Source organism: Streptomyces sp. NPDC051561 (assembly GCF_044454195.1).
Lineage (GTDB): Bacteria > Actinomycetota > Actinomycetes > Streptomycetales > Streptomycetaceae > Streptomyces.
The window spans coordinates 1-18,715 of record NZ_JBITDM010000021.1; the positions used below are offsets into that span (position 1 = coordinate 1).

General features: G+C 69.9%; 17 protein-coding genes and 1 tRNA gene. 12 read left to right on the forward strand and 6 right to left on the reverse strand.

Going from position 1 to position 18,715, the window contains the following annotated elements; genetic code table 11:
- Positions 1-151: 151 nt before the first annotated feature.
- Entirely contained in the window at positions 152-1,762 is a 1,611-nt protein-coding gene (locus tag ACIA73_RS32730; RefSeq protein WP_399442517.1) for a beta-N-acetylhexosaminidase, read from the reverse strand.
- Between the two features lie 203 nt (positions 1,763-1,965).
- Here ACIA73_RS32730 and ACIA73_RS32735 point away from each other — a divergent pair, with 203 nt between their 5' ends.
- The 3 genes from ACIA73_RS32735 to glmS all read left to right on the forward strand — a co-directional run bounded on the left by ACIA73_RS32735 (position 1,966) and on the right by glmS (position 5,183).
- A complete protein-coding gene (locus ACIA73_RS32735; RefSeq protein WP_399442518.1) occupies positions 1,966-2,865 on the forward strand; it encodes a DUF4429 domain-containing protein in 900 nt (299 codons plus the stop codon).
- Between the two features lie 121 nt (positions 2,866-2,986).
- Positions 2,987-3,274, forward strand: a complete 288-nt coding sequence (locus ACIA73_RS32740) for a hypothetical protein (RefSeq protein WP_399442520.1) — start codon at positions 2,987-2,989, stop codon at positions 3,272-3,274.
- 88 nt (positions 3,275-3,362) lie between these two features.
- Complete coding sequence (glmS, locus tag ACIA73_RS32745) at positions 3,363-5,183, forward strand: glutamine--fructose-6-phosphate transaminase (isomerizing) (protein WP_399442521.1); 1,821 nt, start codon at positions 3,363-3,365, stop codon at positions 5,181-5,183.
- A gap of 253 nt (positions 5,184-5,436) precedes the next feature.
- On the opposite strand, the gene ACIA73_RS32750 is transcribed toward glmS, so the two are convergent.
- Positions 5,437-5,970, reverse strand: a complete 534-nt coding sequence (locus tag ACIA73_RS32750; RefSeq protein ID WP_399442522.1) for a universal stress protein — start codon at positions 5,968-5,970, stop codon at positions 5,437-5,439.
- A 356-nt stretch (positions 5,971-6,326) separates the two neighbouring features.
- On the opposite strand from ACIA73_RS32750, the gene ACIA73_RS32755 reads away from it, so the two are divergent.
- From ACIA73_RS32755 to ACIA73_RS32770, 4 genes are all read left to right on the forward strand, one after another.
- Positions 6,327-6,728 carry a hypothetical protein gene (locus ACIA73_RS32755; protein ID WP_399442523.1) on the forward strand — a complete coding sequence of 134 codons (402 nt, stop codon included), beginning with the start codon at positions 6,327-6,329 and terminating at the stop codon, positions 6,726-6,728.
- Positions 6,729-7,241: 513 nt separating this feature from the next.
- Positions 7,242-8,429 carry a helix-turn-helix domain-containing protein gene (locus ACIA73_RS32760; RefSeq protein WP_399442524.1) on the forward strand — a complete coding sequence of 396 codons (1,188 nt, stop codon included), beginning with the start codon at positions 7,242-7,244 and terminating at the stop codon, positions 8,427-8,429.
- Positions 8,430-8,576: 147 nt separating this feature from the next.
- The gene (orn, locus tag ACIA73_RS32765; protein WP_399442525.1) at positions 8,577-9,185 is read left to right on the forward strand and encodes an oligoribonuclease; all 609 of its coding nucleotides are present in this window, start codon (positions 8,577-8,579) and stop codon (positions 9,183-9,185) included.
- Between the two features lie 107 nt (positions 9,186-9,292).
- Positions 9,293-9,365 (forward strand) — tRNA-His (locus ACIA73_RS32770).
- A 134-nt stretch (positions 9,366-9,499) separates the two neighbouring features.
- On the opposite strand, the gene ACIA73_RS32775 is transcribed toward ACIA73_RS32770, so the two are convergent.
- Positions 9,500-10,561 carry a LacI family DNA-binding transcriptional regulator gene (locus ACIA73_RS32775; RefSeq protein WP_399442645.1) on the reverse strand — a complete coding sequence of 354 codons (1,062 nt, stop codon included), beginning with the start codon at positions 10,559-10,561 and terminating at the stop codon, positions 9,500-9,502.
- A gap of 172 nt (positions 10,562-10,733) precedes the next feature.
- On the opposite strand from ACIA73_RS32775, the gene ACIA73_RS32780 reads away from it, so the two are divergent.
- From ACIA73_RS32780 to ACIA73_RS32795, 4 genes are all read left to right on the forward strand, one after another.
- Positions 10,734-12,074 (forward strand): extracellular solute-binding protein, encoded by a 1,341-nt coding sequence (locus tag ACIA73_RS32780; RefSeq protein WP_399442526.1) that lies wholly within the window; start codon positions 10,734-10,736, stop codon positions 12,072-12,074.
- Between the two features lie 148 nt (positions 12,075-12,222).
- Positions 12,223-13,116 (forward strand): carbohydrate ABC transporter permease, encoded by an 894-nt coding sequence (locus ACIA73_RS32785; RefSeq protein WP_399442646.1) that lies wholly within the window; start codon positions 12,223-12,225, stop codon positions 13,114-13,116.
- Positions 13,113-14,042 (forward strand): carbohydrate ABC transporter permease, encoded by a 930-nt coding sequence (locus ACIA73_RS32790; RefSeq protein WP_399442527.1) that lies wholly within the window; start codon positions 13,113-13,115, stop codon positions 14,040-14,042. The genes ACIA73_RS32785 and ACIA73_RS32790 overlap by 4 nt, the downstream gene beginning before the upstream one ends.
- 45 nt (positions 14,043-14,087) lie before the next feature.
- Positions 14,088-15,506: a GH1 family beta-glucosidase gene (locus ACIA73_RS32795; RefSeq protein WP_399442528.1), complete on the forward strand. Its 1,419-nt coding sequence runs from the start codon at positions 14,088-14,090 to the stop codon at positions 15,504-15,506.
- An 87-nt stretch (positions 15,507-15,593) separates the two neighbouring features.
- Here ACIA73_RS32795 and ACIA73_RS32800 read toward each other — a convergent pair whose 3' ends face one another.
- Complete coding sequence (locus tag ACIA73_RS32800; protein WP_399442529.1) at positions 15,594-16,469, reverse strand: hypothetical protein; 876 nt, start codon at positions 16,467-16,469, stop codon at positions 15,594-15,596.
- A 175-nt stretch (positions 16,470-16,644) separates the two neighbouring features.
- Here ACIA73_RS32800 and ACIA73_RS32805 point away from each other — a divergent pair, with 175 nt between their 5' ends.
- Positions 16,645-17,082: an SRPBCC family protein gene (locus ACIA73_RS32805; protein WP_399442530.1), complete on the forward strand. Its 438-nt coding sequence runs from the start codon at positions 16,645-16,647 to the stop codon at positions 17,080-17,082.
- Here ACIA73_RS32805 and ACIA73_RS32810 read toward each other — a convergent pair.
- On the reverse strand, positions 17,072-17,941 hold the full coding sequence (locus ACIA73_RS32810; RefSeq protein WP_399442531.1) for an alpha/beta fold hydrolase: 870 nt from the start codon (positions 17,939-17,941) through the stop codon (positions 17,072-17,074). The genes ACIA73_RS32805 and ACIA73_RS32810 overlap by 11 nt on opposite strands.
- 146 nt (positions 17,942-18,087) lie before the next feature.
- Entirely contained in the window at positions 18,088-18,558 is a 471-nt protein-coding gene (locus tag ACIA73_RS32815) for a VOC family protein (RefSeq protein WP_399442532.1), read from the reverse strand.
- Positions 18,559-18,715 lie beyond the last annotated feature (157 nt).

Below are 18,715 nucleotides of genomic sequence, written 5' to 3' on the forward strand. Positions count from 1 at the left end.
TGTTGTGGGTGGCTGGGGGTGTTGTTTGGGGCGTGCTGCGTGCGCGCGGCGGGGGGGGGGGGGCGGGTGGTGGGGGGGGGGGGGGGGGCGCGCCCCCCCCCCCCCCCCCCCCCCCCCCCCCCCTCCCCCGTAAGGCGTCACCACAGCCCCACTACTCAGCCGGCCACGGCACCTTCACCGAGCGGTAGTAGTCGATCCCCAGCGCCTCGAAGCGCGGGGCCTGCGCGGCGAGGCGCACCTTGTAGGTGTTCCAGTCGTGGGTGGCCTTCGGGGACCAGCCCAGCTCGGCGACGCCGGGCAGACGGGGGAAGGCCATGAACTCCAGCTGATCGCTGGTGGCGAGCGTCTCGGTCCACAGTGGGGCCTCGACACCGAGGACCGACTCCGCGGGGACGCCCTCCAGGTAGCTGCCCGGGTCCCAGTCGTAGGCGCGGTCCACCTCGACGTAACCGGCCCAGGCCAGGCCCAGCGGGGTGTCCTTGTGGTACTTCATGTCGAGGTAGGTGCGGTCGGCGGGCGAGATCACCAGCTTGGTGCCTGCCTTCGCCGCGTCGGCGACCTGCTTGCGCTCGGCGGCACCGGTCTTGTCGTAGCCCCAGTACTGGGCGACCTTGCCGTCCACCTGCTTGGCACCGGTCAGCTGGTGCCAGCCCATGACCTTCTTTCCGAGCTTGCCGACCACGTCCTGGGCGTAGTCCATCATCTTGACGTAGTCCGCGTGCGAGGTGGAGTGCGCCTCGTCGCCGCCGATGTGGAGGTACTTGCCGGGCGTCAGCTCGGCGATCTCCCGCAGGACGTCGTCGATGAACCTGTACGTGACGTCCTTGCTCGCGCACAGGCTACTGAAGCCGACATTGGTGCCGGTGTAGAGCGGCGGGGCGACGCCGTTGCAGTTCAGCTCGGCGTAGGAGGCGAGGGCCGCGTTGGTGTGGCCCGGCATGTCGACCTCGGGGATGACCTCCATCTGGCGGGAGGCCGCGTACGTCACCAGGTCCTTGTACTGGGCCTTGGTGTAGTAGCCGCCGGGGCCGCCGCCGACCTGGGTGGAGCCGCCGTAAGTGGCCAGCCGGGGCCAGGAGTTGATGGCGATGCGCCAGCCCTGGTCCTCGGTGAGGTGCATCCGCAGCTTGTTGACCTTGTAGAGCGCGGCCTGGTCGATGTACTTCTTCACCTGGTCGACGGTGAGGAAGTGGCGGCCGACGTCGAGCATCACGGCCCGGTAGCTGTAGCGCGGCACGTCCTTGATGGTGCCGCCCGCGACCTGCCAGGGGCCCTGCTGCCTGGTTCTGCTCTCCACCTTGCCGGGGAGCTGCTGGCGCAGTGTCTGGACCCCGTTGAAGAGGCCGGCGGCCTTGCGCGCGGTGATGGTGACGCCGCGCTTGCCGGACTGGAGCCGGTAGCCCTCGTCACCCAACGACTTGTCGCGGGAGCCGAGTTCGAGGGTGATGGCGTCACGGCTGCCCCGGCTGGTGACGGGCAGCTCGTAGCCGGTGGAGGGCCGCAGCACGTCCGCCAGATACGCCGCGACCTTCTTCGCCTCGGACGAGTGCCCTTCGACCCGGATCGAGGTCTTGTGGTTCAGGGTGTACGCCGGTCCGCCGGCCTTGACCGAGGCGGGGGCCGGGATCACCTGGCCGAGCGGGGTGGGCGCGGTCCGGGGCTCGGGGGCCTGTGGCGGGGCGGCGCCCACGGTGGTGAAGCCGGCGGCTGCGACCAGCAGCAGGGGGGTGAAGAGTCGGGGGATCGTACGACGGTGTCTCACAAGCGGGTCCCTTCGAAGGGGCGGCGCGACTGTGGCATGTACGTAACAGGATTCATGGCTACCGTCCAAGTAACGCCCGGGTCAAGGGTGTAGACCAATCCCGGCCAGTCCCGCCCCCATGTGACCACTGATCCGGTCGTCCCCGCGAGGGTGCCTCGCGCGCGCCGTCCCGGTAATACCGCCCCGGTGCGAGAATCGCCCGCATGGCGGAAATCCTTCAGAAGGACGGCACGTGGACCTTCGACGGCGACACGGTGCGGATCGTCCCGGGGCGCGGCCGGGTCCATCCACTGCGGCAGGCGCTCGGTGAACTGGAGGTCCCGCTGACCGCACTGGCGGGCATCGCCTTCGAACCGGGCCGCAAGGGCGGCGGACTGCGGCTCAGGCTGCGCGAGGGGGCCTGCCCGCTGCTGCTCGCCGCCGGCGGCAGGCTGCCGGACAACGCGGACCCCTACCGCCTCGCCGTCGAGTCCGACCGCACGGGCGTCGCCGAGTACTTCGCCGACGAGGTCCGCAACGCCCTCCTGCTCGACCGGGTGCCCGCCGGCCCGGTGGACCACTTCCTGCTGCCGGGCCCCTCGGTGCCTGTGTCGATCGGCGGCGCGGACGGCACCGCCTCTTTCGACGGTGAGAGCGTGCAGCTGACCTGGAGCTGGAAGGCCGAGGAGGCCAAGTCCGACCGGGGCCCCCTCACCCTCCCGCTCGCCGCGATCACCGGGGTGGACTGGCTGCCCGCCATCGGCCTGGAGAACGGCCACCTCCGCTTCCTCACGGCCACCAGGGGCGGCGCCAAACGCCCCGCCGTGAAGTACGACCCCCACGCGCTGACCCTGTGGGGGCTTTCCCGCAAGGAGTACGCGGCCGCCCTGGTGGCCGCCGCCGTACTGGCCCGCCGCCCGCACCCGCTGGCCCCCGCCGACACCCCGGCCCTGGAGAAGGCCGCCCCCGAGCCGGTCGCCGTACCGGCCCCGCCCGCGCCTCCGGATCAGGACCACGACGTACTCCTGCGCCGGCTGCGGGAGCTGGGTGAGCTGCACCGGGCCGGAATCCTGGACGACGAGGAGTTCGCGAGGGCCAAACAGGCGGTGCTCAAGCAGCTCTGAGGCGCCGAGCGGGCCCGAAGTGCAGCCCGAAAGTCTGTACCAATACGCGATCAAGAGTAATCCTGCCCGATATCGGGCAGGATTCTTGCGTAGGGCCGCCCTCTCCCCCCAGTATCGACGGGTGCTCGAACGCCGTACGTCCTCCCCGTCGTCCCACGACGACCTCGTCGACCACCTGGTCCGCTCCACCGCGCTGCCGCGCGGCGAGGCAGCCCGGGTCGTGCTCGATGTGCTGGCGTACTTCGACGAGACGACCGAGGAGTTCGTCCGCCGCCGCCACCGTGAACTCCAGGCCGGTGGCTCCGTGAACGCGGAGATCTTCGAGCGGATCGCGGCCGAGCTGCCGCACCGCGCGGTCGCTCCCCCGGAGCTGTCACTGCGGCAGTTGCGCCGCATGGTCTACGGCTGAGCACCCCAGGACACGCAGGACACGCAGGACAAGAAGTGCACGAAGTACGAGAACCACCAGGTCACACCCACTCGGAGGTCAACACCACATGTGCGGAATCGTCGGTTACATCGGCAAGCGTGACGTCGCGCCCCTCCTCCTCGAAGGGCTCCAGCGCCTGGAGTACCGGGGTTACGACTCGGCGGGCCTGGTCATCACCAGCCCCAAGGCCGCCGGCCAGCTGCGCATGGTCAAGGCCAAGGGCCGCGTCCGTGACCTCGAAGCGAAGGTCCCCAAGCGCTTCGCGGGCACCACCGGCATCGCCCACACCCGCTGGGCCACCCACGGCGCCCCCTCCGACGAGAACTCGCACCCGCACCTGGACGCCGAGGGCAAGGTCGCCGTCGTCCACAACGGCATCATCGACAACGCCGACGACCTGCGCGCCAAGCTGACCGCCGACGGGGTCGTCTTCGCCTCGGAGACGGACACCGAGGTCGTCGTCCACCTGATCGCCCGCGCCCAGGCCGAGACGCTTGAGGAGAAGGTGCGCGAAGCCCTTCGGCACATCGAGGGCACCTACGGCCTGGCCGTGATGCACGCCGACTTCTCCGACCGCATCGTGGTGGCCCGCAACGGCTCCCCGGTCGTCCTCGGCATCGGCGAGAAGGAGATGTTCGTCGCCTCCGACGTCGCAGCCCTGGTCTCCCACACCCGCCAGATCGTCACCCTGGACGACGGCGAGATGGCGACCCTGAAGGCGGACGACTTCCGGACGTACACCACCGAGGGCTCCACCACCTCGGCAACGCCGACCACCGTGGAGTGGGAGGCCGAGTCGTACGACATGGGCGGCCACGACACGTACATGCACAAGGAGATCTCCGAGCAGGCCGACGCCGTGGACCGGGTGCTGCGCGGCCGGATCGACGACCGCTTCTCCACCGTGCACCTGGGCGGCCTCAACCTGGACGCCCGCGAGGCCCGTGGCGTACGCCGCATCAAGATCCTCGGCTGCGGCACCAGCTACCACGCCGGCCTGATCGGCGCCGGGCTCATCGAGTCGCTGGCCCGCATCCCGGCCGACGCCGAGCCCGCCTCCGAGTTCCGCTACCGCAACCCGGTCGTGGACCCCGACACCCTCTACATCGCGGTCTCGCAGTCCGGTGAGACCTACGACGTGCTCGCGGCCGTGCAGGAGCTGAAGCGCAAGGGCGCCCGGGTGCTGGGTGTCGTGAACGTGGTCGGCTCCGCGATCGCCCGTGAGGCCGACGGCGGCGTGTACGTCCACGCGGGCCCCGAGGTCTGCGTCGTCTCCACCAAGTGCTTCACCAACACCGTGGTCGCCTTCGCGCTGCTCGCCCTGCACCTGGGCCGCATCCGCGACCTCTCGGTCTCCGACGGCAAGCGGATCATCGAGGGCCTGCGCAAGCTGCCCGAGCAGATCACCGAGATCCTCAAGTCCGAGGAGCACATCAAGGAGGTCGCCGAGGCCTACGCGGGCGCCCAGTCGATGATGTTCATCGGGCGCGTGCGCGGCTACCCGGTCGCCCTGGAGGCCTCCCTGAAGCTCAAGGAGATCTCCTACATCCACGCGGAGGCCTACCCCGCCTCCGAGCTCAAGCACGGCCCGCTGGCCCTCATCGAGCCCGCGCTGCCGACGGTCGCCATCGTCCCCGACGACGACCTGCTGGAGAAGAACCGCGCCGCCCTGGAAGAGATCAAGGCCCGCAGCGGCCGGATCCTGGCGGTCGCCCACCGCGAGCAGGAAAAGGCCGACCACACCATTGTGGTCCCCAAGAACGAGAACGAGCTGGACCCCATCCTGATGGGCATCCCGCTCCAACTCCTCGCCTACCACACCGCGTTGGCGATGGGCCGCGACATCGACAAGCCGCGCAACCTGGCGAAGTCCGTCACGGTCGAGTAGTCGCGCTCGACGCCGCTTTCGGACGTACGCCGTCTCACAGGTACGCATGAGAAGGGCCCCGAACACGCCACCGCGTGTACGGGGCCCTTCCCCTCGGAAGGCCGGTGTCGCCCCACACCGGCCGTGGGTACGGCAGTCGATCAGCCGGTGGCCGTCACGCCCCGGCCCGCCGCCGAAAACCGCCAAGAGCGAAGAACCGCCAACTGGCGCGCCCTGTCCGCGAACTGACGGGAAATGACACAGGGGCGACGGCCTACGGAATGACCACGACCGGCCGCTGCGCCCGCTTGGCCAGCCGCCCCGCCACCGACCCGAAGAGCCGCCCGACGATGCCCTGGGTCGACCCCACCACGATCGCGTCCGCCTCGTACTCCCGGCCGACCTCCTCCAGCTCGTGGCAGATGTCGCCGCCGCGCTCGACCAGGATCCACGGCACCTCGGCGAGGTAGTCCGCACAGGCCAGTTCGAGCCCGAGCACTTCGGTGCGGTGGTCCGGGACGTCCACGAAGACGGGGGGCTCGCAGCCCGCCCAGACCGTGGTGGGCAGCCGGTTGGCGACATGGACGATGATCAGTCCCTGTCCTATCCGGCGGGCCATCCCGATGGCATAGGCGAGCGCCCGCTCACTGGAGGTGGAGCCGTCGAAGCCGACGACGACACCGTGCCGGAAGGCGGGGTCGCAGGAGTGGTGCGGCTCTTCAAGCGCGTAGAGGTCGCCGCTCGACTCCGCACTGGGATCGGCGACCTGCTTGCGGTCCGCGGGTTCAGGAATTTCGTGACCGGCCATCGGTATCTCGGCGTCTGGATCCTCAGAGGGGCTGACAACGCGACGGTGGAGCTGTGGAGCTGTCCGGGAATCATCTTCCCAAGCCCATACCCCCAAGGGTACGACCGCACTCCTCCGCTGCCCAGCCCCTGCTTGCGTTCGGCGTTCCAGGAGCATGCACGACCCCGACCGGTATCGCAATGCCCGCTGCGCCGTACAGCCTTCTGCCGCCGCCCCCGTACCCCTTCCCTGCCGACACCCCCCTCACCGCACACCCGTCCCCGCCTCCCCGTACGGCCGCCCCGCCCACGTGACCCCCCGCCCCTCCCGTTCGTTGATCAGTCCCCCGCCCCCCACGCCCCCGCAGGGAGTGCACCGTGCACGGCCCCTCGCACCTCGCCCCGCCCCACGACCGCCCCCGCGGCCGCCACTCCCCCCACCCCCCTCACAGCTCCCACTCGCACCACGGACCCCGCCGCTCCACCGAGGCCCCACCGGCCCCCCAGCCGGGATCCGGCTCCGCGGATGTCGTCCGGTGGGCCGCCTTCAGCTGTCTGCTGGTGCCCGCCGTACTGATCGGTTACGGCGGCTCCGTCGGCGGCGCCACCGTGGCGGCCGGCGGGCTGGCCGTCGTCACCGTCGTCTGCCGGCTGCTGCTGCGCCAGTCGGAGCGGACCGCGGCCCGCGACCTCGCCGAGGACCAGGCGGGAACCCACCGCGGCCGCCACAGCCGCACCGGAAGCGGCGCGCACCGCGGCGGCCGCAAGACCGACGCGTGAGGAACGCTCGAAGGGCGCTGGAGAAACACTCAATTTTCACAGGAACAACGCGTGAAGAATTCATCGCGACGGCCACTTCCCGGAGCGTGGTGCGCCGGGTGAGTGACGGGATCGCACACGCGCGCCCGTAGCTTTTCGGCCAACTTCCCCGCCCACCGGAACCCTTGGCGGAATGCGCCCCCAACCCCCTTGCCACCAGCGAGGAAAGGACCGCTCGCGGCCCGCGCACCCTACGGGGACGGGCCATGACCGGGAGGCGCACTTCCCTGCGGCGCCCGGGAGTGAAACGCTTCCTGATCGAATGCTTCGCGCCAAGTTGCCATGTCGACATAGCGCCGGTTCCGGAACTTGTCACGGCGGCGCCACGCGACACAGTAGATTCGATCATGGGGTTATTCGACGGCGGGGGAACCGTGCAGGACCTAGAGGGACTGCGACTTCGAGGAGCAGTGTGCAGGATCGACAGGCCCGTCACGAACAGGGAGCCGCGACCAGCGAGGGGGGCTTAGCGCCATGAGCCAGGACTTGGCCGCTCCGTCGGAGGCCACCCGGAAGCTCTCCGGGCGCCGCCGCCGGGAAATCGTAGCGGTGCTGCTTTTCAGCGGGGGACCCATCTTCGAGAGCTCGATCCCGCTCTCGGTGTTCGGCATCGACCGGCAGGACGCCGGGGTTCCGCGCTATCGGCTGTTGGTGTGCGCAGGCGAGGAAGGACCCCTCCGTACCACCGGAGGCCTCGAACTGACCGCGCCGTACGGCCTGGAGGCGATGAGCCGCGCCGGGACGGTCGTCGTACCGGCCTGGCGGTCCATCACCTCCCCACCACCGGCGGAGGCGCTGGACGCGCTGCGTCGCGCGCACGAGGAGGGGGCGCGGATCGTCGGGCTGTGCACGGGCGCCTTCGTGCTGGCCGCCGCCGGCCTGCTGGACGGCCGCCCGGCCACCACCCACTGGATGTACGCACCGACGCTCGCCAAGCGCTATCCGTCGGTGCACGTCGATCCGCGCGAGCTGTTCGTCGACGACGGAGATGTTCTTACGTCGGCGGGGACGGCGGCCGGAATCGATCTGTGTCTGCACATCGTGCGGACCGACCACGGGACGGAGGCGGCCGGCGCACTGGCCAGACGCCTCGTGGTCCCGCCGCGGCGAAGTGGCGGCCAGGAGCGCTATCTCGACAGGTCTTTACCCGAAGAGATCGGTGCGGATCCACTGGCCGAGGTCGTCGCGTGGGCGCTGGAGCACCTCCACGAGCAGTTCGACGTGGAGACCCTGGCGGCACGGGCGTACATGAGCCGACGCACCTTCGACCGCCGGTTCCGCTCGCTGACCGGGAGCGCTCCGCTTCAGTGGCTGATCACCCAGCGGGTGCTCCAGGCGCAGCGTCTCCTGGAGACCTCCGACTACTCGGTCGACGAGGTCGCGGGCCGGTGCGGCTTCCGCTCACCGGTGGCGCTGCGCGGCCACTTCCGCCGCCAGCTGGGCTCGTCCCCGGCCGCGTACCGGGCGGCGTACCGGGCCAGGCGCCCGGCGTCCGACCCGGTACCGCTGGGGTCCTCGGCGATGGCCGACGCGGTGCCGCAGCAGATACGGCGGGCAGCGGCGGCGCACGCTCCGGCGGGCGGTGCCACTTCGCCGGTCGGCGGCGGGGCGGAGAACGGCAGGCCGGGGGCGGACGCGTTCGTACCGGGGCGGTTCCGGTAGGCGGTTCCGCTTTCGCGTGACGGTCCCAAGGGGGGCGGGCTTCCCGCCCCCCTCTGCCGTACCCCTGGCGTTCCCGGCGCGTCCGCGCGCCAAGGCCACCCGGCCCGGGCGGGCCCCGAAGCGTCCCCCACCCCATAGGGTGACGGCATGAACGATCGCATGGTGTGGATCGACTGCGAGATGACCGGGCTCTCGCTGACGGACGACGCACTTATCGAGGTGGCCGCACTGGTCACCGACTCGGAGCTCAATGTGCTCGGCGAAGGCGTGGACATCGTGATCCGCCCGCCGGACGCAGCCCTGGAGACCATGCCGGAGATCGTGCGCCAGATGCACACCTCCTCCGGTCTCCTCGACGAACTGGCGGGCGGCACCACCCTCGCCGACGCCGAAGCACAGGTCATGGCGTACCTCAGGGAACACATCAAGGAACCGAAGAAGGCCCCGCTGTGCGGGAACTCCGTCGGCACCGACCGTGGCTTCCTGGCCCGTGACATGCAGGAGCTCGAAGGCTTCCTGCACTACCGGATCGTGGATGTGTCCTCGGTGAAGGAGCTGGCCCGCCGCTGGTTCCCGAGGGCGTACTTCAACAGCCCGGACAAGAACGGCAACCACCGCGCGCTGGCCGACATCCGTGACTCCATCACCGAGCTGCGCTACTACCGCGAGGCCGTGTTCGTGCCCCATCCCGGGCCCGACTCGGACACCGCGAAGAAGATCGCCGCGAAGTTCTCCGCCCCTGGTGAGGGGGGATGACAGCGGCCTGAGGAGGGCCTCGGAAGGGCCCTCGTAAACCTGGGCGCGAGCACCCTCGCGAACCCTGTACACTTTTTCTCAGCCGGTCGGGAAAAAGACCGGTCACGGTGGGTGTAGCTCAGTTGGTAGAGCACCTGGTTGTGGTCCAGGTGGCCGCGGGTTCAAGTCCCGTCACTCACCCTGTGAATCGAAGGTCCCGACTCGAAAGAGTCGGGGCCTTCGGTGTTTTCCGGGGCGGCTCTCCGAGGTGGTGCCGGGGCGGCCTTCCGGAACGGGGTGCCGGGGCCGTCGCCCCGGCACCGTTCGCGGCGACGTTACGACGAGGAGCGCGCGACCAGCTCGGTCGGCAGCATCAGCTGGGGCTGCGGCGGGCGCGGTGCGCCCACCGGGAGGCCCGCGCGGGCGATCTCGCCGAGCAGGGTGTGGGCCATCACCCGGCCCATTTCCTCGATCGGCTGGCGGACGCTGGTCAGCGGCGGTTCCATGTGGCGGGCGATGGAGGAGTCGTCGAAGCCGACCATGGCCATCTCCTCGGGGACCCGGATGCCCCGGGCGCGCAGCACCTGGCGGGCGCCGGCCGCCATCACGTCGGAGGCGACGAAGACGGCGTCCGGGAGCGGGTCGCGGGTCAGCAGGACCTCCATCGCGGCCCGGCCGCCCTCCTCGGTGAAGTCGGCGGGCGCGATCAGTGACTCGTCCGGCGGCAGGCCCGCCTCGGTGAGGGCGTCGCGGTAGCCGGCCAGGCGGCACTGGGCGCCGTAGATGTCGAGGCGGCCGGTGATGGTGGCGATCCGGCGGTGGCCGCGGGCGGCGAGGTGGGCGACCGCCTGACGGGCTCCGCCGACGTTGTCGGCGTCCACCCACGGGAGGGGCTCGTCGGCGGCGCGGCGGCCGCTGATGACGGCGGGGATGCCGAGCTCGGTGAGGAGGTCGGGGAGCGGGTCGTCGGCGCTGAGGGAGACCACCAGGACGCCGTCCACGCGGTGGCCCGCCAAGTAGTTGGCCAGCCGGCCCCGTTCGCGGTCGCTGCCGACGATGGTCAGCAGGAGCTGCATCTCGGTGTCGGCGAGGGCGGTGTTGACGCCTCGCAGGATGTCGGAGAAGTACGGCTCGACGAAGAAGCGGTGTTCGGCCTCGGGGACCACCAGGGCTATCGCGTCCGTGCGGTTGGCGGCCAGCGCACGGGCCGCCCGATTGGGGACATAACCCAGCTCGGCGACGGCGGCCTCGACCGCCTCACGGGTCCGCTCGCTGACTCTTGGCGAGCCGTTGACCACCCGGGACACCGTTCCGCGGCCCACGCCCGCTCGGGCTGCCACCTCTTCGAGGGTGGGGCGGCCCGCACCACGCGGGCTCCGGCTGCCCGTTTCCCGTATCGCCAATTGAATCGACTCCTCCCAGCACGCCGCGTGTACACAACCACGTCTTTGACGCCAAGTCTCGCCGTCCAGTGCCTTGACACCCCAGCGGGGAGCCGCGACCCTTCAACACATCACTCGTGGGAGCGCTCCCACCGTACCTGACCCATCGGGCTTCAGGAGGGCCGCAATGCAGATCTTCGCGTCACGTAAGACCTCACTTGCTCTCACCACCGCCGTCGCACTTCTCGGCGGCGCACTGCTCTCGGGCTGCGCCTCGGACGATCCGGGGGCCGGAGGCAGCACCGGGGGCGGCAGCACGGCCGCCGGGCAGAAGGGGAAGACCGTACTCCGTATCGGGGTCTTCGGTGCCTTCGGTTTGAAGGAGGCCGGTCTGTTCGATCAGTACATGAAGGAAAACCCCGACGTCACCATCGAGCAGAACTCGATCGAGCGCAACGAGAACTACTACCCGCAGCTGCTCAATCACCTGACCAGCGGCAGTGGCCTGTCGGACATCCAGGCCGTCGAGATCAACAACATCGCCGAGATCACCGCCACCCAGTCCGCGAAGCTGATGGACCTGGGCAAGGTCGCGGGGGTGCAGAAGGACGCGTTCCTGCCGTGGAAGTGGGCGCAGGGCACCAGCAAGGACGGCAAGACGGTCGGGCTCGGCACGGACGTCGGCCCGATGGGCATGTGCTACCGCAAGGACCTCTTCGCCAAGGCCGGGCTGCCCACCGACCGTGAGGCGGTCGGCAAGCTGTGGGCAGGTGACTGGCGCAAGTACATCGAGGCCGGCAAGCAGTACAAGGCCAAGGCTCCCGACGGCACCAAGTTCCTCGATTCGGCGTCCGGCCTGATGGCGGCCGTCACCGGCGGTTCCGAGAAGCGGTACTACGACACCGACGGCAAGGTCATCTACAAGTCGAACCCGGTGGTGAAGGAAGCCTGGGACATCGCGGCGGAGGCCGCCGGGGCCGGGCTGACGGCCAAGCACCAGCAGTTCCAGAAGGGCTGGGACCAGGGCTTCGCCAACGGTCAGTTCGCCACCGTGTCCTGCCCGCCGTGGATGCTCGGCTACATCCAGGACAAGGCCGGCGACGCGGGCAAGGGCAAGTGGGACGTGGCGGCCGCACCGAAGCCCTCCAACTGGGGCGGGGCGTTCCTGACCGTTCCTGAGGCGGGCAAGAACAAGGAGGCCGCCGCGAAGCTGGCCGCCTGGCTGACCGCGCCCAAGCAGCAGGCCAAGTTCTTCGCCGAGCGCGGCAGCTTCCCGAGCGCCCAGGCGGCGTACGACATGCCCGAGGTGTCCGGGGCGAAGCACGCGTACTTCAACAACGCGCCCATCGGGACGATCTTCTCGACCGCCGCCAAGGGCGTGCCGGTGCAGATCCTCGGCCCGAAGGACCTCGTCATCGCGCAGAACCTCGCGGACATCGGCATGCTTCAGGTCGACCAGAAGGGCCGCTCGTCCGAGGAGGGCTGGAACGCGGCGGTGAAGGCGATCGACAACGCACTCGACCAGTGAGCGGACACCTGTGATGAGCAGCCCGAGCAGTCAGTCCGTCCAGGCCCCGTCCTCCCCCTCCGCCGAGGGGGAGGAGGGCGGGGCCGCCCGGCGCGCTTCCAAGGCCCCCGCGCACAGCGCGTGGCGCAGCCGCCGCTACCGCTGGGACATGAAGTTCAGTCCGTACGCCTATGTGGCGCCGTTCTTCGTCTTCTTCGTCGCCTTCGGTCTCTTCCCGCTCCTCTACACCGGCTGGGCGTCACTCCACCAGGTGGAGCTGACCGCGCCGACCGACATGAACTGGGTGGGGCTGAGGAACTTCAGCCGGCTGATGAGCGACGAGTTCTTCTGGAACGCGTTGCGCAACACCGTCACCATCGGCATCCTGTCCACCGTCCCGCAGCTGGTGATCGCCCTGGGCATCGCCCATCTGCTGCACTTCAAACTGCGCGGCTCCTCGTTCTTCCGGGTCGCGGTCCTGACCCCGTACGCCACGTCCGTGGCCGCGGCCACCCTCGTCTTCGTGCTCCTCTTCGGACGCGACTACGGAATGATCAACTGGGCGATCGGGATGCTCGGCATCGATCCCGTCGACTGGCAGAACGGCAACTGGACCTCGCAACTGGCCGTCTCCACCATCGTCATCTGGCGGTGGACGGGGTACAACGCGCTGATCTACCTGGCCGCCATGCAGGCCATCTCCCCCGACCTGTACGAGTCGGCGGAGCTGGACGGGGCCTCGCGCTGGCAGCAGTTCCGCCACGTCACGATCCCCTCGCTGCGGCCGACGATCCTGTTCACGGTGGTCGTTTCCACGATCGGCGCGACGCAGCTCTTCGGTGAGCCGTTGCTGTTCAGCGGCAGCGCGGGGGCCACAGGCGGCTCGGAACACCAGTTCCAGACGCTGGGTCTGTACCTGTACGAGCAGGGGTGGGTGAACCTGCACCTGGGCCGGGCCTCGGCCATCGCCTGGACGATGTTCCTGATCCTGGTGCTGATCGGGTTGGTCAACTGGCTGATCTCGCGACGCCTGACCAAGAGCGAGAAGGGATCGCGGTCATGAGCACGACGGCCGTACGAGAGGTGCGCGAGCCCGAGGACGCCGAGCCGAAGCGTGCCCGCAAAGGACGCGGGGGCCGTGGCAGCCGCGGGGTCCACCAGGCAGGGCGGCAGCGGTACGCGGGGAAGCTGACGTACGCGATCCTGATCGTCTTCACGGTCGGTTCGCTCTTTCCCCTGGTGTGGACGGCGATCGCCGCGTCCCGCAACAACACCCGGCTCGCGCAGACCCCGCCGCCGTTCTGGTTCGGCGGGAACCTGTTCAAGAACCTCGGTATCGCGTGGACCGACGCCAACATGGGCACGGCCCTGCTCAACACCACGATTGTGGCGGGCTCGGTCGCCCTGGGCACGGTGCTCTTCTCGACCTTCGCCGGCTTCGCCTTCGCCAAGCTGCGGTTCCGCTTCAAGAACCTGATGCTGCTGCTGGTGATCGGCACCATGATGGTGCCGCCGCAGCTCAGCGTCGTACCGCTGTACATGATGATCGCGAAGCTGGAGTGGACCGACCAGCTCCAGTCCGTCGTCCTGCCGACGCTGGTGAGCGCCTTCGGGGTGTTCTTCATGCGGCAGTACCTTCACGAGGCACTGCCGACCGAGCTGATCGAGGCGGCCCGGGTGGACGGGGCGAGCAGTATCCGGGTCATGTGGCACATCGTCTTCCCGGCGGCCCGGCCGGCGATGGCGGTGCTGGGGATGCTCACCTTCGTGATGGCCTGGAACGACTTCTTCTGGCCGATCATCGCCCTCACCCAGAACGGCAGTCCGACCGTCCAGGTGGCGCTGACCGGTCTCGGCCGGGGCTTCATCCCCGACCAGTCGGTGATCATGGCGGGCGCGCTGCTGGGCACCCTGCCGTTGCTGATCGCATTCGTGCTGTTCGGCAAGCAGATCGTCGGCGGGATCATGCAGGGCGCGGTCAAGGGCTGACCCGTATCTCTTCTCAACCACCTTTTCTCTTCCGGGAGTTGAACCATGCCTTCTGCTGCGAGCTTTCCGGCGGGCTTCCTGTGGGGCTCGGCCACCGCCGCCTACCAGATCGAGGGCGCGCCGCGCGAGGACGGCCGTACGCCGTCCATCTGGGACACCTTCAGCCACACCCCGGGCCGCACCGAGAACGGTGACACCGGGGACGTGGCCTGCGACCATTACCACCGGCGGGCCGAGGACGTCGCGCTGATGGCGGACCTCAACCTCAGCGCCTACCGCTTCTCGGTCTCCTGGTCGCGCGTCCAGCCGACCGGCCGGGGCCCTGCCGTCCAGCGCGGCCTGGACTTCTACCGCGGCCTGGTCGACGACCTCCTCGACCGCGGCATCACCCCCTCTCTCACCCTCTACCACTGGGACCTCCCCCAGGAGTTGGAGGACGCGGGCGGCTGGCCGGCCAGGGACACCGCCTACCGGTTCGCGGAGTACGCGGGGCTGGTCGCGGAGGCGCTGGGCGACCGGGTCGAGCTGTGGACCACGCTCAACGAGCCGTGGTGCAGCGCGTTTTTGGGGTACGGCTCGGGGGTCCACGCCCCGGGCCGCACCGACCACGTCTCGGTGCTGCGGGCCGCCCACCACCTCAACCTGGCCCACGGTCTTGGCACCCAGGCGCTGCGCGCATCGCTGCCGGCCCGGGCCCGTGTCGGCATCAGCCTCAACCCGAGCGTGGTCCGCCCGCTGACCTCCTCCGAGGCCGACGCGGACGCCGCCCGCAGGATCGACGCGCTCGCCAACCGGATCTTCTCGGGGCCGCTGCTGCACGGCGCGTACCCGCAGGACCTGCTCGCGGACACGGCGTCACTCACCGACTGGTCGTTCGTCGAGCCGGGCGACGAGGCTCTCGCCCACCAGCGCCTGGACATGCTGGGCATCAACTACTACACACCCGCGGTGGTTTCGCACGCCGCGGACCCGGACGCCCCGCGTTCGGACGGCCACGGCGCCAGCGACCACTCCCCCTGGCCGGCCGCCGAGAGCGTCGCCTTCCACCAGCCGCCCGGCGAGCGGACGGCGATGAACTGGTCGATCGACCCGTCGGGACTGTACGAACTCCTGGTGCGGTACGGGCAGGAGGCCCCCGGCACGGCGCTCTACATCACCGAGAACGGCGCCGCCTACGACGACAAGCCGGACGCGGAGGGCGTCGTCCACGACCCGGAGCGGATCGCCTATCTCCGGGCCCATCTGGCCGCCGTGCAGAAGGCGTTGGCGGTCGGGGCCGATGTGCGCGGCTACTTCCTGTGGTCGCTGATGGACAACTTCGAGTGGGCGTACGGCTACGGCAAGCGGTTCGGTGCGGTCCATGTGGACTTCGAGACGCAGGTCCGCACCCCGAAGTCGAGCGCACGGTGGTACGCGGAGGTGGCGCGGACGGGCGTGCTGCCGGAGGAGGAGGCTGCGGAGTAGCGGCCCGGGCGGGGCCGGGGGGGCGCGGTACGGGGGGGCGCACCCTCTCGGCGTACCCCTGGCCGCCCCCCGGCGTACCCCTGAGGGCTAGGCCTTCTTGCCCTGCTGCTGGGCGATCTTGTCCGTCATGTCGGTGGTCTCAGCGGCGGCCGGGGGCTGGGCGTCCACCTTCGTACCGAAGTCGGAGAACTCGATGACGGTGCGCGAGGTGGCCTTCTCCTGGGTGGCGGAGTCGGCGCCCTGGCCCTTGGGAACGGTCATCGTCATATCGATCTGCTGGCGACGGATCCGGCCCTCGTCGTCGATCCACAGCTCCATCGGCAGGGTCGGTCCGACCATCTTCTTCAGCTCGCTGCCGCCCTGGAGCTTGGAGACGTCCACCTTCACCTTGTAGTGCGTGGTGTTGGCGTCGCCGATCTTCTCCGTGCCAACCTTGCTGACGTCCTTGTCCATGATGTTCTTGGCGAAGGCGGTGTTCGCGGCAGGGTCGCTGACCTGGGGGTTGGAGCCGTTCTGGGTTCCGAGCTTCTTCAGGTCGACCTTGATCCAGGGCTTGCCACCGGAGTCCTTCTGCGCCTTCGGCGGGAGCTTCTGGTAGAGCACCTGGTCCACCACGCGCTGCTCGATCTTCTCGCCCTCGGCGGTGAGACTCATCGCGCTGGTACCGGACTTCAGGTCGAGCACGCCCTGGCCGTCCACCGAGACGGTCTTGCCCTGGCTGCTGACCTGGGTGCGCATCACCATCCTGGCGCTGCCCGCCTCGGTGGTCTTGTCCGAGGCCGAACGGACCGCGCTGGTCCCGTCCTCGGAGGCGCCGGGGCTCTTCGGCGCACCGGAGGACTCGGCGGACCTGGCCCCCGGATCCTTCTTGGTGTCGCTTCCACAGGCGACGAGTGACGTACAGGCGAGAACCCCCGCGATACCCAAGGCGCCCACCCGAAGACCGTTCTTGTCTCGCAACATGGTGTGTATTCCCTCCCTGAGGAAGCCGGCTTTTCGGCATCCTGTGGAGTTCTCGTGTGCCCCAGGTGTTTCTGATTACGCGAGGAATTTGGTCACTTTGTTCGGGTACTCGCCCCGGGAACGCAGATCATCGCAGGTCACAGAGTTCGCAGAATTCTCAGGAGGGGAAGCACCCATGTCGTCCTCGATCGTCGAGACCATTGACGTCAACGCCCCGGTGTCGGACAGCTGGGCACTGTGGAGCGATGTGACGCAGTGGCCCACCTTCCTCTCGCACGTCGAGCGGGTGGACCCGATCGACGCCAACACCTTCACCTGGTGGCTCTCGCTGCCGGGCGCCGACAAGGCCTTCACCGCCGAACTAACCGAGGTGGTGGCGGAGGACCGGATCGCCTGGAAGACCACGGCCGGCGTCAAGCACGCGGGCGTCGTCACCTTCCACCGCCTCAGCGCAACCACCAGCCGGGTCACGCTCCAGATCGAGTACGAGCCGCACGGCTTCATCGAACACCTCGGCGCACTCACCAACCTGGACAAGACCCTCACCAACTACGACCTCGGCCAGTTCAAGCGGCTGGTGGAGGACGCGGCGGCACATCACCTCACGTCGTGAGCGGGTGACCCCGTCCGGCCCTCTGGGGCGGGGTGAGGAAGTCCAGCAGCGCCCCGGCCAGTTCGGCCGGGGCGTCTTCCTGTACGAGGTGGCCGGCGCCCGCAACCGGTACGAACGCGGCGCCCGGGATGCGGGCCGCCAGAGCGCGTCCGCGCTCGGCCGGGATCCAGCTGTCGTCCTCACCCCAGCACACCAGGGCGGGCACGGTGATTTCGCCGTAGCGGCCCTCGATCTCGTCGGTCCAGCGCTGGTCGGACTGGGCGATCTGCCGGTAGAAGGCGGACTGCCCGGCCTCGGTGAGCCAGGGGGCGGCGAGCTGCTCGGCGACGGCCGGGTGGAGGCCCGGGGACGATGCGGTGCCGAGGTACTCCCGTACCAGCGCCGCGTGCAGATGAGGGGGCAACCGGTCGAACACGTCGGCGTGCTGACCGACCAGCCGGAAGAACGGGGAACCCCAGGGGGCGAGCGCGACCGGGTCGACCAGGGCGAGGCGGCGGTAGCGGGCACCGTGCAGGAGGTGGGCGCGCAGGGCGGTCGCGCCGCCGAAGTCATGGGCGACGACATCGGGCGGGGCGGGCAGCTGCCAGTGCCGGAGCAGGTCGGCGAAGACGCGCCCCTGGGCGCCGAGGGAGACGTCCTGGCCCTCGTACATCGCCGACTGCCCGTAGCCGGGCATGTCCCACACGTACACCTGGTGCCCGCGCGCGGCCAGGGTGCGGGCAAGCGCCCGCCAGACGTACGACGAGAACGGGGTCCCGTGGAGCAGCACCACCGGCGGGCCCGCCGGGTCGCCGAGGCGGGCCCAGCGCACTTCGCCGGAGGCGGTGGGGAAGGTGTGGTCGAGGCGCACGGTGCTCACTTCCTCGGGTGGGGCTTCTTCTCGGGGACACCGGCTGTCGGGGACGCCGGCTGTCGGGGACACCGGCTGCCGGGGACGCTGGTTGTCGGGGACACCGGCTGCCGGGGACGCTGGTTGTCGGGGACACAGTTGATCGGGGACGCCGGTCACTGCACGCAGAACTCGTTGCCCTCCGGGTCGGCCATCGTGACGTGGTGTGTACCCGGTTCCTGTACCTCGCGCAGCACCTTCGCGCCGAGCCCCTCCAGCCGGGTCACCGCCGCGTCCCGTCCTTCCGGGCCGAAATGCAGGTCGATGTGGAGGCGGTTCTTGCCCTGCTTGGGCTCGGGCACCTGCTGGAAGAGCAGCCTGCGTCCGAGTCCGATGCCGGTGAAGTCCTGGACGGGGTCCTCGGGGTGGCGGACGGCGGCCAGGGCGCGCCAGGCGCGGCCGCCGTCGGGGGTGGTGAGGGTCAGGTCCTCGGTGATCTGCCCGGCGGAGAGCAGCTGGTCGATGAGTGCGCCGTGTTCCTCGGTGACGTATCCGAGGGCCTGGGACCAGAAGGCGGTCTGGGCGTGGGGGTCGGCGCAGTCGACGACGAGTTTCCAGCCGACGGCGGGGGTGGGGTCTGCGGGCACGGCGGGCTCCAAGTGACACGGACCGGGGGCGAGTTGCGGCAGGAATTCCGTAACCAGTTATAGGGGTTACGACGGGATGCGGCAAGCACTTCGGGGGTGTGGAGCGGGAGTACGTCGTGCGGAGTGCGGTCCGGTGCGTCACCGGGAGCGGGGGTAC

Coding starts and splice junctions, on each gene's coding strand:
- ACIA73_RS32735 (WP_399442518.1), top strand. CDS start 1,966: ATGGCGGAAATCCTTCAGAAGGACGGCACGTGGACCTTCGACGGCGAC.
- glmS (WP_399442521.1), top strand. CDS start 3,363: ATGTGCGGAATCGTCGGTTACATCGGCAAGCGTGACGTCGCGCCCCTC.
- ACIA73_RS32750 (WP_399442522.1), bottom strand. CDS start 5,970: ATGGCCGGTCACGAAATTCCTGAACCCGCGGACCGCAAGCAGGTCGCC.
- ACIA73_RS32760 (WP_399442524.1), top strand. CDS start 7,242: ATGAGCCAGGACTTGGCCGCTCCGTCGGAGGCCACCCGGAAGCTCTCC.
- orn (WP_399442525.1), top strand. CDS start 8,577: ATGAACGATCGCATGGTGTGGATCGACTGCGAGATGACCGGGCTCTCG.
- ACIA73_RS32780 (WP_399442526.1), top strand. CDS start 10,734: ATGCAGATCTTCGCGTCACGTAAGACCTCACTTGCTCTCACCACCGCC.
- ACIA73_RS32785 (WP_399442646.1), top strand. CDS start 12,223: ATGAAGTTCAGTCCGTACGCCTATGTGGCGCCGTTCTTCGTCTTCTTC.
- ACIA73_RS32790 (WP_399442527.1), top strand. CDS start 13,113: ATGAGCACGACGGCCGTACGAGAGGTGCGCGAGCCCGAGGACGCCGAG.
- ACIA73_RS32795 (WP_399442528.1), top strand. CDS start 14,088: ATGCCTTCTGCTGCGAGCTTTCCGGCGGGCTTCCTGTGGGGCTCGGCC.
- ACIA73_RS32800 (WP_399442529.1), bottom strand. CDS start 16,469: ATGTTGCGAGACAAGAACGGTCTTCGGGTGGGCGCCTTGGGTATCGCG.
- ACIA73_RS32805 (WP_399442530.1), top strand. CDS start 16,645: ATGTCGTCCTCGATCGTCGAGACCATTGACGTCAACGCCCCGGTGTCG.